This is a genomic window from Methylobacterium tardum (assembly GCF_023546765.1).
GTDB lineage: Bacteria > Pseudomonadota > Alphaproteobacteria > Rhizobiales > Beijerinckiaceae > Methylobacterium > Methylobacterium tardum.
The window spans coordinates 2,958,253-2,973,038 of sequence record NZ_CP097484.1; the positions used below are offsets into that span (position 1 = coordinate 2,958,253).

21 protein-coding genes and 1 tRNA gene are annotated in these 14,786 nt (G+C 69.5%); 3 read left to right on the forward strand and 19 right to left on the reverse strand.

The window, feature by feature from the left end:
- Positions 1 to 266: 266 nt before the first annotated feature.
- From M6G65_RS14085 to M6G65_RS14105, 5 genes are all read right to left on the reverse strand, one after another.
- Positions 267 to 1,655, reverse strand: a complete 1,389-nt coding sequence (locus M6G65_RS14085) for an NTP/NDP exchange transporter (protein ID WP_250104079.1) — start codon at positions 1,653 to 1,655, stop codon at positions 267 to 269.
- Between the two features lie 321 nt (positions 1,656 to 1,976).
- The gene (locus M6G65_RS14090; protein WP_238197832.1) at positions 1,977 to 2,720 is read right to left on the reverse strand and encodes an NADPH-dependent F420 reductase; all 744 of its coding nucleotides are present in this window, start codon (positions 2,718 to 2,720) and stop codon (positions 1,977 to 1,979) included.
- Positions 2,710 to 3,615 (reverse strand): aldo/keto reductase, encoded by a 906-nt coding sequence (locus M6G65_RS14095; RefSeq protein ID WP_238197830.1) that lies wholly within the window; start codon positions 3,613 to 3,615, stop codon positions 2,710 to 2,712. The genes M6G65_RS14090 and M6G65_RS14095 overlap by 11 nt, the downstream gene beginning before the upstream one ends.
- Positions 3,616 to 3,738: 123 nt before the next feature.
- Positions 3,739 to 4,077 carry a hypothetical protein gene (locus M6G65_RS14100; protein WP_238197828.1) on the reverse strand — a complete coding sequence of 113 codons (339 nt, stop codon included), beginning with the start codon at positions 4,075 to 4,077 and terminating at the stop codon, positions 3,739 to 3,741.
- Between the two features lie 88 nt (positions 4,078 to 4,165).
- Complete coding sequence (locus tag M6G65_RS14105; protein WP_238197826.1) at positions 4,166 to 4,609, reverse strand: CHRD domain-containing protein; 444 nt, start codon at positions 4,607 to 4,609, stop codon at positions 4,166 to 4,168.
- 247 nt (positions 4,610 to 4,856) lie between these two features.
- Here M6G65_RS14105 and M6G65_RS14110 point away from each other — a divergent pair.
- Positions 4,857 to 4,933, forward strand: a tRNA-Met gene (locus M6G65_RS14110).
- A gap of 193 nt (positions 4,934 to 5,126) precedes the next feature.
- Here M6G65_RS14110 and M6G65_RS14115 read toward each other — a convergent pair.
- Positions 5,127 to 6,413, reverse strand: a complete 1,287-nt coding sequence (locus M6G65_RS14115; RefSeq protein ID WP_238197824.1) for a hypothetical protein — start codon at positions 6,411 to 6,413, stop codon at positions 5,127 to 5,129.
- A gap of 99 nt (positions 6,414 to 6,512) precedes the next feature.
- Between M6G65_RS14115 and M6G65_RS14120 the strand changes: the two genes are divergently transcribed.
- Positions 6,513 to 6,992 carry a hypothetical protein gene (locus M6G65_RS14120; protein WP_238197822.1) on the forward strand — a complete coding sequence of 160 codons (480 nt, stop codon included), beginning with the start codon at positions 6,513 to 6,515 and terminating at the stop codon, positions 6,990 to 6,992.
- Positions 6,993 to 7,232: 240 nt separating this feature from the next.
- On the opposite strand, the gene M6G65_RS14125 is transcribed toward M6G65_RS14120, so the two are convergent.
- From M6G65_RS14125 to M6G65_RS14185, 13 genes are all read right to left on the reverse strand, one after another.
- Positions 7,233 to 7,535, reverse strand: coding sequence for a hypothetical protein (locus M6G65_RS14125; RefSeq protein WP_238197820.1), 303 nt, complete (start codon positions 7,533 to 7,535; stop codon positions 7,233 to 7,235).
- Positions 7,532 to 8,212, reverse strand: coding sequence for a hypothetical protein (locus tag M6G65_RS14130; protein ID WP_238197819.1), 681 nt, complete (start codon positions 8,210 to 8,212; stop codon positions 7,532 to 7,534). The genes M6G65_RS14125 and M6G65_RS14130 overlap by 4 nt, the downstream gene beginning before the upstream one ends.
- 273 nt (positions 8,213 to 8,485) lie before the next feature.
- On the reverse strand, positions 8,486 to 8,887 hold the full coding sequence (locus tag M6G65_RS14135) for a hypothetical protein (RefSeq protein ID WP_238197818.1): 402 nt from the start codon (positions 8,885 to 8,887) through the stop codon (positions 8,486 to 8,488).
- Entirely contained in the window at positions 8,884 to 9,399 is a 516-nt protein-coding gene (locus M6G65_RS14140; protein WP_238197815.1) for a hypothetical protein, read from the reverse strand. Before M6G65_RS14140 ends, M6G65_RS14135 begins: the two co-directional genes overlap by 4 nt.
- A complete protein-coding gene (locus M6G65_RS14145) occupies positions 9,396 to 9,794 on the reverse strand; it encodes a hypothetical protein (protein ID WP_238197813.1) in 399 nt (132 codons plus the stop codon). The genes M6G65_RS14140 and M6G65_RS14145 overlap by 4 nt, the downstream gene beginning before the upstream one ends.
- Entirely contained in the window at positions 9,791 to 9,994 is a 204-nt protein-coding gene (locus M6G65_RS14150; protein WP_250104080.1) for a hypothetical protein, read from the reverse strand. Before M6G65_RS14150 ends, M6G65_RS14145 begins: the two co-directional genes overlap by 4 nt.
- Positions 9,991 to 10,485, reverse strand: coding sequence for a hypothetical protein (locus M6G65_RS14155; protein ID WP_238197810.1), 495 nt, complete (start codon positions 10,483 to 10,485; stop codon positions 9,991 to 9,993). The genes M6G65_RS14150 and M6G65_RS14155 overlap by 4 nt, the downstream gene beginning before the upstream one ends.
- A gap of 2 nt (positions 10,486 to 10,487) precedes the next feature.
- Complete coding sequence (locus tag M6G65_RS14160; RefSeq protein ID WP_238197808.1) at positions 10,488 to 10,850, reverse strand: hypothetical protein; 363 nt, start codon at positions 10,848 to 10,850, stop codon at positions 10,488 to 10,490.
- A 2-nt stretch (positions 10,851 to 10,852) separates the two neighbouring features.
- Positions 10,853 to 11,158 (reverse strand): hypothetical protein, encoded by a 306-nt coding sequence (locus M6G65_RS14165; RefSeq protein WP_238197806.1) that lies wholly within the window; start codon positions 11,156 to 11,158, stop codon positions 10,853 to 10,855.
- Positions 11,159 to 11,467: 309 nt separating this feature from the next.
- The gene (locus M6G65_RS14170; protein ID WP_250104081.1) at positions 11,468 to 12,061 is read right to left on the reverse strand and encodes a hypothetical protein; all 594 of its coding nucleotides are present in this window, start codon (positions 12,059 to 12,061) and stop codon (positions 11,468 to 11,470) included.
- On the reverse strand, positions 12,058 to 12,240 hold the full coding sequence (locus tag M6G65_RS14175) for a hypothetical protein (RefSeq protein WP_250104082.1): 183 nt from the start codon (positions 12,238 to 12,240) through the stop codon (positions 12,058 to 12,060). Before M6G65_RS14175 ends, M6G65_RS14170 begins: the two co-directional genes overlap by 4 nt.
- Positions 12,237 to 12,449, reverse strand: coding sequence for a hypothetical protein (locus M6G65_RS14180; RefSeq protein ID WP_238197796.1), 213 nt, complete (start codon positions 12,447 to 12,449; stop codon positions 12,237 to 12,239). Before M6G65_RS14180 ends, M6G65_RS14175 begins: the two co-directional genes overlap by 4 nt.
- Positions 12,446 to 12,763: a hypothetical protein gene (locus M6G65_RS14185; protein ID WP_238197795.1), complete on the reverse strand. Its 318-nt coding sequence runs from the start codon at positions 12,761 to 12,763 to the stop codon at positions 12,446 to 12,448. The genes M6G65_RS14180 and M6G65_RS14185 overlap by 4 nt, the downstream gene beginning before the upstream one ends.
- Positions 12,764 to 13,138: 375 nt before the next feature.
- Between M6G65_RS14185 and M6G65_RS14190 the strand changes: the two genes are divergently transcribed.
- On the forward strand, positions 13,139 to 14,779 hold the full coding sequence (locus tag M6G65_RS14190; protein ID WP_238197793.1) for an AAA family ATPase: 1,641 nt from the start codon (positions 13,139 to 13,141) through the stop codon (positions 14,777 to 14,779).
- Positions 14,780 to 14,786 lie beyond the last annotated feature (7 nt).

The window sequence follows — 14,786 nt, forward strand, 5'->3', positions numbered from 1 at the left end:
GGCGCCTCCGCAATCGCGGGACGCCGACCTCCTGCCATGATCATCCAAGCCGGCGCCGCCGAAGTCCGCGCACCCGCAGATCCCGTGGCGGGACGGCGGCTCGCGGCCTGCTTAACGGCGCGTTAACCGGCCACGGACACACTTTCTTCACCATTTCGGAGGGCCGCCCATGACGTTTCAGGTCATCGCCCAAACCGTTGCCGCCCAGGCCATGGCCACCCTCCTCTTCGCCCTGGCACTGCGCCGGGGCATCCAGACGCCAAAGCTCAGGCCCGTTCCCGCGCGGACGAAGCGGATGCGGGACTGAGCGCCGCCCGGCCGGCCGCCTCCGCGGTGCCGGCCCGCACCGGATCCTGCGCAGCCCGCCGCCGCTCCTGCGCGCGCCCGAGCCAGAGGCTGTTCACGAGCCACGCGATGGACAGCGGGACCGCGGCCCCGGCAATGCCGGTGCTGCCCAGGCCGATCCCCTCGATGCCGGTGAACGACCACGCGCCGACCTCGTCCCCGAGGCGGTAGACGACCGTGTCGATGAAGCTCTTCGCCTTGTAGCGGTCCTCGCGCGGGACGACCGTGAACAGCACCTCGCGGACCGGGCGGGCGATGGCGAAGTTCCCGGCTCGGCGCAGGACCTGGAAGGCGACGATGACGCCGATCGTCGGCCAGGCCGCGAGGGCCGCGAAGCCGAGGATGCTGAATGCCGGCAGGATCGCGAGCGTCAGCGCCACGCCCAGCCGGTTCACGATCCGCCCGGTAAGGAACAGCTGGACGCCGAGCGTCAGCACGTTCACCGCGAGGTCGACGCTGGCGAAGAACGCCGTCTGGGCGCCGCGGTCCGGGAAGCTGCGCTTCGCGATGCCGGCCTGCTCGAAATACAGGAAGGTGGACGTCACCGAGAACAGCAGCAGGAACAGCGAGATGTTGAGCAGGTAGGGCGACGCGAGGGTTCGGGTCACGCCGGCCAGCACGCTGCCGCCGATCGTCCGGTCCTGGCCGCTCTCCGGGTTCGCTTCGCTGCCCGGAACCTCATGCAACCGGGTCGACAGGGCCGCGAGCCCGCGCATGCAGAACACCGCGATTTCGAGGAGCACCACCGCGCCGAGCATCAGCCCCCAGGTCGGGACGTTCTTGGCCAGGATCGCGGTGGTGGCCGACCCCGCGATGGCGCCGAGCGTCGCCCCGGCCGCGATGAAGCCGAACAGGCGCTTGCCCTGCGCGTTCGAAAACACGTCGACGATCGTCGCCCAGAAGATCGAGACCACGAAGAGGTTGAAGATCGACAGCCAGACGAAGAACACCCGGCCGATCCAGACAGTCCAGTCCGGTGGCGCGAGGTAGAGCGTCAGCGCGAAGGCGAGGATGTTGGCCGCGAAGAACCGATAGGTGATCGGCACGAACCGGGCCCGCGGCATCCGCTTCACCAAGTAGGCGAAGGGCAGGTTGAGCGCGAGCATGCCCACCAGGGTCGCGGTGAACAGCCAGGGCAGGTTCTCGATGCCGCCGGCCACGCCCATCTGGTCGCGGATCGGACGGAGCACGTAGTAGGCGGCCAGGATCGAGAAGATGTAGGCCCAGGACCAAGCGAGCGCCCGGCCCTCCCCGGGCTGGACGTCAATGAGACGCGCGATCGGGCCGCGGGCGGGTACGGACTCAACCATGGGCCGGACGGCTCGCATCAGGAGCCGCGAAGGCCCACGCGTCCCACTGCGCGGAGAACCGGCACCGCGGCGTGTTGGTGACCACTCCGAGATCCGCCCGGACCTCGCTCTCCTGTGCCGATCCAGGCGCAGGCGGCTCTGCCAGCAGCCCCGTCATTCCGGCTCCGCGCAGCGGAGCCCGGGATCCAGAGCCGCCGACGAGCCCGGATCTTGCGCCGCCAGAGGTTCTGGATTGCCCGCCACCGGCAGGTCCCGCCTGGTCCGGGGTCGCCGGCGGCGTTCCGGAAAGACGGTCCGGTGCGGCCACGTCAGACCGCGCACTCACTTCGCCAGTCCGAGCTTCTCGCGCAGCTCCGGTGCCGTGACGTCGTGGCCGAAGCCCGGCGAGCCCATGGCGAACTTGTCGGCATCCTTGAGCGGACCGACCACGACCGGATCGAAGCCGGCATCGCGGACAAGCCCCTCGGCCACCTTCAGCGCCTCGGGATCGTCGCCGGCGATCGGGATCGCCATCCGGCCGCCGGCGCGGGCCTTGCCGCCCTCGGCGCCTTCCTTGGCAAAGACCTTGTAGTTGGCCGCGTTGAAGGCGCGCACGAGCTTGGCGCCCGGGAAGTATTTGGCCGAGATCGCGCCGATGCCGCTGGCCTGCACCTCGTCGTAGAGGGCCCCGTCGCGCTTCTGGGTGGCATTGCCCGCGTCGAGCACGATCTTGCCCTTCAGGGACGGCCCGATCTCCTTCGCGAGGTCCGGATAGGCCTTGTAGGGAACGGCGATGAACACGGCATCGCCGAACGCGATCGCCTCCTCGGGGGTGCCGGCCTTCGCCTTGGGGCCGAGTTCCGAGACCATTGTGGCCAGGGCCTCCGGGTGGCGGGAGGCGAACATCACCTCGTGGCCGTCCTTGACCCAGAGGGTCCCGATCGTGCCGCCGATATTCCCGGCTCCGATCACGCCGATCCGGATCTTCTTGGCCCCGTCCTGCGCGAGGGCCGGCAGTGCGGCGACCAGGGACAGGCCGGCCGCCAGGGCGAGCGCCGCACGGCGCGTGGTACGATCAGACCGCATCGATGAAGGCCTCCATCTGCTTGCGCTGTGCCGGATCCGGGAGCCTGCCCCGGGCTGCACCGAGGTTGTCCTCGACATAAGAGGCCTTTGCCATCCCGGGGATCGGGCAGGTCACGGCCGGGTTGCCGAGCACGTACTTGAGGAAGAACTGCGGCCAGCTCGCGCAGCCGAGGTCCTTGGCGACGGCGGGCAGCTCCTTGCCCTGGACCGCCTTGAACAGGCGGTCGCGGCCGAAGGGCACGTTGGTCATCACCGCCATGCCGCGGTCAGCCGCCAACGGGATCACCCGCTCGGCCGCTTCCCTGTTGTCGATGGCGTAGTTCACCTGGATGAAGTCCAGGGTCTCGCGCTTCATCACCTCGGCGAGGGCCTCGAGCTGGTTGTCCCGCCAGACCGTGACGCCGACGTAGCGGATGCGCTTGCGGCTCTTGAGGTCGCGCAGGACCGCGAGGTTCTCGGTCACGTCGATCAGGTTGTGGACGGCCACGAGATCGAGCGCCTCGACCTTCATCCGCTTCAGCGACCGCTCGAACTCCGCAAGCGTCGCCTCACGGCCGGTGGTGTCGACCTTGCTGGCGAGGAAGATCTTCTGGCGCAGTCCGGGCTCGGCCAGGACGAGGCCGAGCACATCCTCGGCCGTGCCGTAGCTCGGCGCCGTGTCGATCACTGAGCCGCCGAGCGACAGGAAGGTCTGCACCGCGTCCTTGAGCGGCGCGACCTTATCGGGCGTCGGCTCGACCTCGTAGCGGCGGGAGGTGCCAATGCCGATCGCCGGCAGCATCTCGCCGGTCGAGGGGATCGGGCGGCGGATCAGCGGGTCCGCGGCCCATGCGAGAGGCGGGGCGAGCGGCGCGAGCGCCGCCGCGGCGATGACGGCGCGACGGGATACGGACATGGCCGACCTCCGGGGGAGTCAGAACGCTGAACCGAGATAGGGCGCCGTCCGGCGCATGTGTATTCGTTATTCTCACGCTTGCGCGAGCGACGGCGCCTCGGGCCCGGCCGTGGCGCCGCTTCGCTAATCCTCCTCGGGCGGATCCTCGAACTCGGCCCCTTCCGTGTCGGGGGCGATGCGGAACCGATACTCGTCGATGGCGAGAAACGCGCGGTGTGCCACCTGAGGATCGATCCCGTCGCGCACGACCAGGGTCTGGAAGTCGATGAACAGGCGAGCGATGCGCGCCTCCTCCGACATCGCGGCGAGCGCGGACGAGCTGGCGCCGGCGCGCATCATGTAGCGCTTGGCCTCTCCGGACGCATCCGGTGCGGCCAAGACGACGACCTGCCCGGCGGTCTCGGGTTTCAGCTCCGCCCAGCGGACGGGCGTCCAGGCGATGAGGGCCTCGGTCTGCTTCATCGAAATCTCCGGCCGGGAGCAGAGAGACCCGCCTACCGGGCGCGCACGCGCAGGTCGAGGCCGTCGGCGCCGTGCCCGCGGCGGGCGATCAGCGGCCGCGTTCGACCTGTCCGCGAAGCTCGCCCTTGGGATTGGCGGCGGTGTGGAGGTTAAAATAGAGCCGCCCGGCCTCGAGATCGGCGGCCTTGGCGTCGTCCAGCGTGGCTTCTCCGGAGAAGGGCGAGCTGGTCGCCGTCACCGGAACGAGCACGCCGGCATTCTCGCCGGCCTTGGCCGGTCCGTGGAAATGCGCGGCGGTCACCGGTCCGGTCAGGCCGCTGTAATTGCCCGTCCAGCTCAGGCGCTTGGTCGCCGGGTCGAAGGTCGCGGTGACCTCGCCCGTGCCGGTCGACTGCGTCGCCGGGACTTCGCTGGCCCCGGTGAGGGCCGCCCGATATGTGGCGCTCCCGCCCGCCGCGAAGGCCGGCGGGACGACGAGCGGCGCCGCAACGGCGAGCAGGATGGAGAAACGGGTGCTGGTGCGCGAGAACATCGGAAGCTCCGATCTTGCGGCCCCGCTCGGGGACCGGACCGTTACATAGCGGCCCCGGCTGGGCCGGACATGGCCCGGGCGCCGATCGGTCGGAGCGCCGCGTGACAGCACAGGGGGTTCGTCGCTCGACCGTGTACTGCGTGCGGACACGCGCGTTTTGCGTGCGCCGGACCGTTGACACCGTGCGCCCCGCCTCCCTATACCCCCGGCACTGCATGCATCGCTCCTCGGGGCGGGCGCGGCTTGGGGCGGGGTAGCTCAGCTGGTTAGAGCAGAGGAATCATAATCCTTGTGTCGGGGGTTCAAATCCCTCCCTCGCTACCAAAATCCTACATCAAAGACATGCACTTAGCCGCCGAGCCCTGGACCAACCGTCCGGGGCTTTTCGCATCTCGGGCTGTTCTCGGGCTGCGACCCGCGATATTCGCGGCGGCCCAATTTGCACGGATTCGAACGCCCGGACGCTTTCCAGGCCGGGATCGTCTCAGGCTCCGTTGGCAGTGCCAAGCCCGGCATCTCACTCGATCCCGAGTTCGGCGAGGAGCTCCGCGCGATCTTGGTGCGCGAGCCAGATCAGGAAGCTCCGGTCGACGGTGGTCAGGACCCGGGTCGTCTGGTCGTAGTCGAAGATGATCGGCCGGATGCTCTTCAGCACCTGGAGCGAGGCGGTGTTCTGAAGGGCCTGGGTGATGTTGCCCTCGTTGAGCGTGGCGCCCTCGGGGTGCTTGCCTTTGATGATGCTCGCTACCTGCTGCCGCCGCAGGCCGGTCTCCAGATCCTCGATCGAGCTAGCGAGCACCGCGTAGGTGACCCACTTGTACATCTCCAGGCCGGTCTGCTGGAAACCCTCGCTGAAGTTCGTGATGAAGGCGGAGTACCGCCCGGCCTGGTCGTTGACGATCTCGCGGACGAGGGCCTCGGCATCGGCGCCCACGCCCACGTCCCGCGCTTCATCCCGCGTTTCGACCGCGCCGGCGCGTTCGCAAAGGCGGTAGCAGGCCTCCTGCACCAAGGCGACGCTGTCCCCACAGTGCCGCAGCAGGACCTCGACCGTATCGGGGTCGAAGCGCACGTTGAGGAGCTGCTCGCCGACCCGAATAACCTCGCGCAGGTGCGCCTGCTCCCAGACGTCGACGTCGATGCTGACGATGCGGTTGGTGAGGTCGCCGTTGTAATAGATGAGCCGATTCTGCTCGCGCCAAACCCCGACGACGATGAAGCAGAACGGCGAGTTCTCGTGGAACGCCTTTAGCGAGAACGCGAAGGACCGCTGCGTGTCGGCCGACAGGTAGTGGAAGTCCTCCAGGATGATGAACTTGCCGAACGCGATCTCCTGCAGCGCGGCGATGATGTCGTTGACGTCGTTGAGGTCGATCTCCAGGCGCTTGGTCACCAGCGCATCAGAGGAGTTGGTCTCGCGGTTGAGCGTGCCCTTGCCCGTGACCTTGGACACGAACGGCACGTTCCCCTCGCCGGCGAACTCGGCGCCGTACTTCCAGGCCCCGCCGACGGTCTTGGTCTGCGTCTGCTCGATGCGGTAGCCGGCCTTCTTCAGGATCGCGCCGTTGAGGTCGGCCAAGCCCATCGTGTTGAGGCAGCTCACGACGATGAAGTCGCTCTCCTCCAGGCAGTGCCGCCGCAGCGTCGTCTTGCCCTGCTTCGAGGAGCCGTAGATCACGACGTGCTTGTCGCGCGTGAGGCTATCGACGAACCGCCCATCGACGTTGTCCCGCGAGACGTAGTTCAAGGGGATCTCACGGCCGACGCCGAAGGCGTCCCGCAGCTTCACCACCTGCTCTGGCATTGCGTCCCTCGTCCCTACGCGTCGACAGTAGGAGCGCGGGCGCAGCCTCCGCAACCGTCCAGGCTTGCCCTGCCCCCCGGCCTGCCCGATCCTGCACTGATGACCATGAGCGTGCACGACGCCTGCGAGGCATGGGCCGAGGGCCGCATTTCGGTCGAGCGCGCCCTGGAACTGACGGGCGCCGCCGACGTGACGGAGATGCTCGTCCTGTGCGGGCTGTGCGACGTGAGCCGGCCCCTGCTGACGGGGCCGCCGAGAAACCCGGAGGGCCTCTCCACTGCGGATCCGATGGACGACCCCGTCTTCGCGGCGAGCGTTCACGCCTACTCGGATCGCCTGCGCGACACGCTGGGCATGCCCCGCCGCGCCCGGCGCGAGAATCCCTCCATGCCCCATGACGACTATCCTCCCGAGGCTGCCAACGGCCTCGGCCCCCGGCCGACCCACCGCGACCGTGATCGCGAGCCGCTCCTGCCGGTGACGTCGCCCCGCGTGCAGGAGGCCCTGGAGGCGATCATGCGGGATGCCGGGTTCTCGGAGGACATGATCCGGACGAGGTTCCCGACGCCCGCCCGTTAAGGATGGCCTCGTTTGCCGCTTGGCATGCTGGCCGGGCGAGCTATCTTCCTCTCGTGCCCACCGCCTCGCACGGTTCGAGGATGACACATCGTGGGCCAGCCCACCGGTTAGCTGACCTATCCCTCGCCGGTACGCGCGAGGATGACACCCACCTTGACAGCATGATCACGACACACGCTTCCCCTCGCACTACGCGAGGATGACCAGGGCCCCGGGGCGATGCCGGGGCCCTCTCTCGTTTCAGGCCTCCCCGTCCTCGCCGAGCTGCTGCCACAGCCGGAGCTCGCCCTCGGCGATGGCCCGCACCTCCGCGCAGGTCCGCCCGAAACCGAGGCACTCCTCATCGGCCGTGGTCTCCCCGGTGGCGACGCGGGCCAGCGCAGCGCGGACGGCGGCCTCGGTGGCGACGGCGACCATCGTGTCGGTCCAGCCGCCCGGGCGGAATGCATCGGGCCGGCCGGCCGTGATCGGGAGATCTGGCTCTGCCGCGGCGCGCTGTGCCCACCAGTCGAAGGGGCGCTCGACGAGCAGGGTTCGGGTCATGCTGCGAGCCCCGCGAGCGCCTCGGTGTCCTCCGCCGGCGGCTCCGGCTCCTGCGTCCGGCCGCCGCCGCCGAGGTAGATGAGGTGGCAGCGCAGCTCGGCGGTCCAGAGCACGTGCTTGGCCTCGTACGTCCAGTCCTCATGGATGGTCCGCAGGATCCCGAAGGCCTCTTGGATGGTCCAGAACCGGAACTGGCGCGGCACGAACCCTTCCTCGAACCACCGGTGCGGGATGCCAGCGTGGGGATCGAGGGCCATGATCTCGCGAAGCAGGCAGTCGATGATCGGCGCTGCGGCCCTCGCGTGTCGCCGGATCGTGCGCTCATGGCGGCCGCATCCCTGCAGCACCAGGCCGCCGCCGTAGCTCAGGCGCTGGTACCGGGGGCGGTTCGGCTCGATCCGTCCGAGCCGGAAGTCCGCCCCCCGGCCGTCGATCGACAGCAGACCGAGGTGCAGCGCGTTCCGCGCGAGCGTGGCTGCGTCCTCGGCCTTGCGCACGTCGAGGATGACGTATCCGAAGCCTCGGCTCTCCGCCTTCCAGCGCATCCACCCCTCGATGAACGCCAGGGCCCCGACGCCTTCAAGCCCGGCGTCGGCGAACTGCGCCTCGAACAGGTTCACGATCCGCTGCTCGATCGTGTGGACGTGCCAGTGCAGCGACGTCCATGGGCGCCGCACGGCCTCCTCAAACAGCCAGGCGGCCGTGTGCGTAGGGATGCGTTCGGATCGCTTGCTCACACGACACCCCCGTTGAACGGATCATGCCGGGACGTCTGGACCGGACGCGTCGACCATCGGACGACGACGCTGCCTCGGCCGTCGGTCGGGAAGCACAGCCCGACGTGCGGCACAGGCAGGGCCTGCCGTCCGCACGCCTGGCGCTCAGCTTGGTCATCCTCGGTCCGAGGCAGTGGGCGTCCGCACGTCCGGCACTTGGGCTCGCTCATGTCGTCACTGCCTCCCGCCCTGGATCGCGCCGACCTCGGCTTCGACGGAGATCTGCCGGCCCATGAGCACGCCGCGCCGGTAGAGGTGCCGCATCATGTAGAGGATCCGGTGCGCCTGCTGCTCGTGGACCATGCCGTCTCGCCAGTGCTGGCCGGTCAGGACGCAGATCGCCTCGCCGGCATCGAAGCCGCCCCGGCGGGCGATGTCGGCCAGAGACTGGCCGTGGTTACGCTCGCAGGCCTGCTCGGTGACATCGCTGGCAAACAGCTCCCAAGGCAGGTCGGTGACGTGCACGAATCTCTCGCCGCGTCGCTTCCGGAGCCGCAGGCCTTCAGACAGCATGATCCGCATGACGCGGCCGCTCTCGCCGGGGCGGCCCGCTTCCAAGGGTGAAGCCTCGCTCACGACCGCCTCCCCCCGAACGTGATGACCTGCTCGTAGAACGGCGCCGCGGGCGCGCGGGGCTGCACCGGCGCATGCGGCGGAGGCGGCCGCCAACGGACCCCGAGGTCCTGGTTTGCGAGGTGACCCTCCTCGCGGATCGACCGGTCGGCTCTAGAAACCTCCCCCTCGCTCATAATCGCCAGGGTCGGCTTGCCCGCATAGCCGTTGCCCTCGAACTGCAGGCGGACCTCTGTGAGGCTGTCGTCTGTCAGGTCGACCTCGGTCTCGTACAGGCGGATCCACCGGACATTCCCGTCGACGGCGATGTGCTCCACGATCCGCTGAGCCATCGCGATGGAGACGTCCCGGTGATAGTACTCGCCACCCCCGTCGTAGGGCAGGCAGACGATCGCCTCGTAGCCGCCGCCGTCGACCGGCTCGTAGCCCTGCTCGCGGAGCCAGCTCTTCACCTGGTCATCGAAGTGCGGCCAGGCGGACAGGCCGGCCGGGCGGAGGTAGAGGGCGCACCTCATGCCGCCCTCCCGAACAGTCGGGCGACGAGCCCGGGCTTCGGCCTGCGAGCCTCGTCGAGGACCTGCCGCAGGTGCCTGAGGTTCGCCCCCTGCCGCGCGCGGATCAGGTCGCCCATCTCCTCGCGGTGTGCCTGCAGCTCAGCCCTGGGGACCAACCGCTCGACGAGCTGCAAGAAGTTGGAAGGCAGATCCACCGCGTCGCCCGTGTAGATGTCGGCCATGTCGAAGAGGAAGCCCTCCCAGGATCCGGACGCCTCGACCGCGTCGGCGCGCGTCCGGATCGACACGTCCCGGAAGGCGAACAGCACCGGCGGTCCGATCGGTCGCTTCGGCATGGGCGGCAGGGGCATGGCCAGCCCGCGGACCCGGCGGACGCGGAGGTAGTGGAGCTTCATGCGAACCACTTCTCGATGCGGTGGTAGGCCTCGGCGACGTCGTCGAACCCGAGATCGCTCAGCAAGCCGCATAGGACGCCGTCGCCCTGCATGTGCGCTTCCTCGCGATCGCCATTCACGGATTCGACCGCCAGCTTGTTCAGCGTATCGATCGCCTCGGCGCGATCGGCTTCGGTGACGCCCTTCACATTCTCGATCACGCCCGCCTCCTCTTGGCCTCGGCTGCCCGGCGCTGCGCCCGGTTGGCCCCGCGAAAGGGATGCCTCGTCGCCGGCGGCGGGGGCGCCGGTCGCGGGGCCGGCTTCGGCGCCATGAGGTCGACCAGCTTCTTCATCTCCGCGTCCGCCGCATCGAGTGAGGCATGCTGCTCGGCTAGGGCTTCTTCGGGGGACCGGGCCGGCATGGCCCGCAGGATCTTGGCTTCGGCTGGAGTGACGACCCGGATCCGGATGCCGCCCAAGGTGTGGAACATCCAGCCGAGCGGGCGATCCTCCTCCGGCTTGCCGTCGAACATGCTGTGGGCGGCAAGGTCGGCATGCACCTTCCCGCTCGCCAGCAGCGCGCGGTAGCCGTCCTCGTCCTCGCAGTAGATCCCCGGCGGGAGCGCGCCCGGGACGATCTCCGGCTTGTAGGGGTTGGTGCGGTCCAGGTCGGACGGCCACCAGTCGCGCTTGTGCCAGTAGGTCGGCATGGTCAGGCAGCGTCCCTGTTCTGCCAAGCCCACGTCACCGACGGGGTAAACCTCCTCATCAGGATAGCCTTCGCGGCATGGACCCTGCCGCGGTTCCGACGCCGGGCGCGCCGGGACAGAGGCTTGCCGATTGCAGGGCGCATCGCCTTGGCGCGGGCCTCGACCGTCGCGAGGTTCTCCAGGATCTGGAGCCAGAACAGCGGGAGCACCTCCTGCTGGATGCCGGCCCGGACGAGGGCTACGTCGCGATCGTATGACTGGCGCTGGGCCTCCAGCAGCGAGGCGGCGGTCGAGATCTCGGGGTGGACGACCACGGCCATGCGGGGAGGCGCCATTCGCAGCGGGATCGCGGAGTAGATGCGCACGCTCAGGCCCTCCCGGTCCGGACGCGCGTCGAGCCGTCCGCGTGGGTGGTCGTCTCGATGCAGAGCGGGCCGCTGCGCTTCGGGGGATCGCGGACCTCCAGGTCGACCACGCGGCCATAGTCCGCCACGCTGGGCTTGCTCGTGCAGCCGGAGTGGTCGCACCCGGTGAGCTCATCCAGGATGCGGTAGAGGTCGTGGCGGACGACCGGTAGGAACGAGAGATCCTTCCGCTCGTGGGCCGCATCGAGCATCCGGATCGCCTCGAAGGCGCGGCCGAGGGCCGCCGGAACGTTCGCGGCGCCCGGCACCGGCGAGACCCGCCTGCGTCGCGTCGAGCACCAGGCGACGGAGGTTGCTTCGGTACCGCAGGACCACCTGCGCGGGGGCCAGCATCCCGCCGATCGGCGAGTTCTCGACGGGCTTCAGGAACGGGTGCGGCGTGACGTTGGCGGTCGTCAGGTGCTTGCCTTCGCACCACATGGTCAGGTCGCCATGCTCGTCATCGAGCTTCAGGCGCTATGCCTTCCCGGTGCGCCGTCCCATTCCTTCGACTGCCTCCGCGAGGATCTCGTCGATCGCCTCGGCGCCCAGGTCTCGGATCTGCATGGTCCCCTCCATCACCAGAACGACCCCACCGCCGGCAGGCTCGCCGACGGGGACTTCTTCACCGCCGGGGCGGCCTCTTCCTCCGCGGGCGCCGGCACCGGCTCGGGCTCGCTCGGCAGCGGGTTGCCCCAGCCGATGACGCGCCCGATCGCCATGCCTGCCAGCAGGGCCGCCTCGACCCAGATCCCGAGCCAGGTCATAGGCAGGTCCCCTTCCGCTTCGCGGCGGCCGTGACGATCTCCTCCAGCCTGCCCTTGATCGGAGGCTTCCTGTGCTCCAGCCCGGCGACGATCCCGACGGCGAGCACCGCGAGGAACAGCACGCCCGAGGACAGGAGGATGATGGCGTCGGCGGTGCTCATGCCGGCCCCCGAGCAGGGCGGCCTCGACCTTGGCGCGCTCCCCGGCTGGGAGGACAGCCATCCGCTCCTCCGCGATCGCGTAGACGTCGAGCGTCGCGGTGCTGTCGATCGTGGCCCGCCCGATGCTGAGGATCTCCCAGGCGTCGAGGATGACGTCGTCGGCGCGGTCGTCCCGCACCGCGACGACCGCGGACCGGAAGGCGCGCTGCCGCTCCGGCGAGATGGTGTAGAGGGCACGGGTCACGACCGGCCCTCCGAGCTCTGCGGGGCCGCCAGGGTGAATGCACCCTTGAACTCGCGCACGCTCATCAGGAACGGGGCGGCCCCCTTCCGACGCGCCACGACATACCCCTCGGCGACGGCCATCACGCGGACCGGGCCGTCCGCATCCTGCCAGTGCTGGCTTCTGACTGGCTCGCTCACGCCCGGCCTCCCTGGATCAGGCCGTGGCTGACCAGCACGGTGTAGATCCCGCCGGCCAGCTGGACGTCGTCGAGGCCGTCGGCGCGCCCCTTCACGAGCACCTCGCGGATGAGCTCCCAGGCTGGCATGGGAGGGTACCAGCGCGGCTCCTTGGGGAACCGGGCATGCAGCTTGGCGCGCAGGCCCTCGAAGATCGGGGCCTGGGTCATGCCGCCTCGACCTCCTTGAGGTGGCGGGACGCCTCTTCGCGCTTGATCTCGATCGCGATGCCGTCGACCACGACTCCAAGGGCGGCAAGCTCGTCGTCGCACTGCTTGATGCGGGAGCGGATCTCGTCCCGAACCGCGGTGCGGATCGCCTCCCTCATCGGATCGTCGATCACGTAGCCGAAGGCCGTCTGGGTGTTGATGAGGCCGTAGGGAACGTAGACTTCCTTCGCGGTCGCCACGTCGACGTAGGCGACGACCAGCATCCGCCGCTTGTCGACCAGGTCCTTCGCCAGGCTGACCTCGCTGAGCTTCATCCCACCCGCTCCACCGCTCCGAATCGTCCCAACAGAATCGTGCCACGAACGGTCGCGTGGCACTGGACGCTGCCAGCGGTTTTTTGCAGCCGGGCTGATTCGTAGAGCGGCCTCTCCTCGTAGGAGGCCGGTCTTGGGGGCGTGCGCATGCCTACGGCATGTTGTCGCACCCGTGTTTCGGAGGTCGCCTTAGGGTTCTGCACACCCTTCCGAACGAGGGCGCTGGACGAGGCCGGGCGCCCAGGTCTTTATGAGGGACTCAGACCCGGGAGAGACCCCGTGACCACCGCTCGCTTCTTGAAACGGATAGCCGCCTGACCGCCTGAGCCCAGCTCGGCGCCCGCCTGCGCGTCCCCGTTTCAGCGAGCCTCCCCCATGTCCTCCGACGATGCCAAGCGGCCGAACGCGGCTGCCCGCCTGCGCGCGGCGATCCTCGACCCGACCGAGTTTTCAGGCACACGCGAGCCGCTCGCCGCGCTCAGCCGGGCCGAGCGCCTTCTGGGCGCGGAATTCGTCTGCTGGGATGCCCGCGTCGACGCGCAAGTCATCCTCCGGGGGCTGCTGGGGTTCGAGCTCCCCGACGACATCCGCAGGCACATCCTTGCGTCCGCCGACAGCCCGACAGTCGCCAAGCTGCGCCGCGTACGGCAGCTCCTGAGCCGGCGTGAGGTACCGCATCTCGCCGAGCGCAGATGCCGGGAAGCGGCGGACCTTCTCGTTTTCAACGTCGCCGCCCTTGGATGCGCAGCGGCCTCGGCCGAGTGCGCGGCGACCGCGCTCGACAGCGCCGTGCTGCACCTAGCAACAGTCGAAGGCACGGACGGTCTGGTGCCCGGCTTCCTCGCGCTCCGAGCAGCGTGCCTCTGGGCATCGGATGCCCAGTGCGACATGACAGATATCGAATACAAGCCGGGCCCGCTCTACCCGCGGCTGAGCGGATATGATCAGCGCGCCAGGTATTGGCTCGCGTCCTTCGCAGTAATCGCGAAGGCCGAGCGCATGATCGAGGATGAGGACGACATCCTGCGCGGGGGCGCCGGGCAGCGGACGGACATGGCTGAGCTCGGGCAGATCGCGGATCTCCCGTCCGTGCCCGAGGACTGGGATCGGCCCGGAGCTGAGGTGGCACGGACGCTCATCGTGTTCCCAAGCCTCAAGCATCTGCCTAGGCCATCGGCGGCCGCAATCGACCGGGGCGACAGCCCGCGCGCGCTTGCGGAGCCGTGGGCCGACTGGCCGATGCCGCTCGTCCCGGCTCCCGACCCGGGCGCATTCACGGCCGCACTGCGTGCCCGCTTCCCGTGGGCGAGCGATGCAATCGAGGCCTACGCGATGGACCTCGTCGGCGCGCCCTTCGCCGCGTTCCGGCCCCGGATCCTCGTCGGCCCGCCGGGTTTCGGCAAGACCGAGTTCGCGCGGGCGGTGCTGGAAACCGCCGGCCTGGACGTCACCGTCTACGCCGCGGCCGGCCAAATGGACGGCGGCAGCTTCGGCGGAACGAGCCGGCAGTGGGGATCCTGGCGGCCATCCGTCCCGGCGCAGGGCTGCCTTCGGCACGGCAAGGCGAGCCACGGCATCACCGTCGATGAGGTGGAGAAGGCCGGCACGAGTCGCCGGTGGGGGCGGCTCGATGAAACCTTGCTGCCATTCCTGGAGCGGGGCAGCACGGCGCGGGCGATCCATGACCCGGCGCTGGAGTGCGCCCTGGATCTGTCTGCCGTCTCCTACGTGCTGACGGCCAATTCCCTCTCCGGGATCGTGCAGCCCCTGCTCGATCGCGCGCCCCCGCTGCATTGGCCTGCACCCCGCGCGGAGGACCTCCCGATCGTGGCGGCGGCGATCCTGGCGGGCCTGCGCCGCGACCGCGGGCTCGACGTGACGTGGTGCCCGGACCTCGACGGTGAGGAGCTCGATGCGCTGACGGCGTGGCGAGGCGGATCTCTGCGGCCGCTGCGCCGGATGGTGGAGACGATCCTGGCGAGCCGCGACGTCCTCGCCCGCCGCATGCCGAACTGAGGGGGGC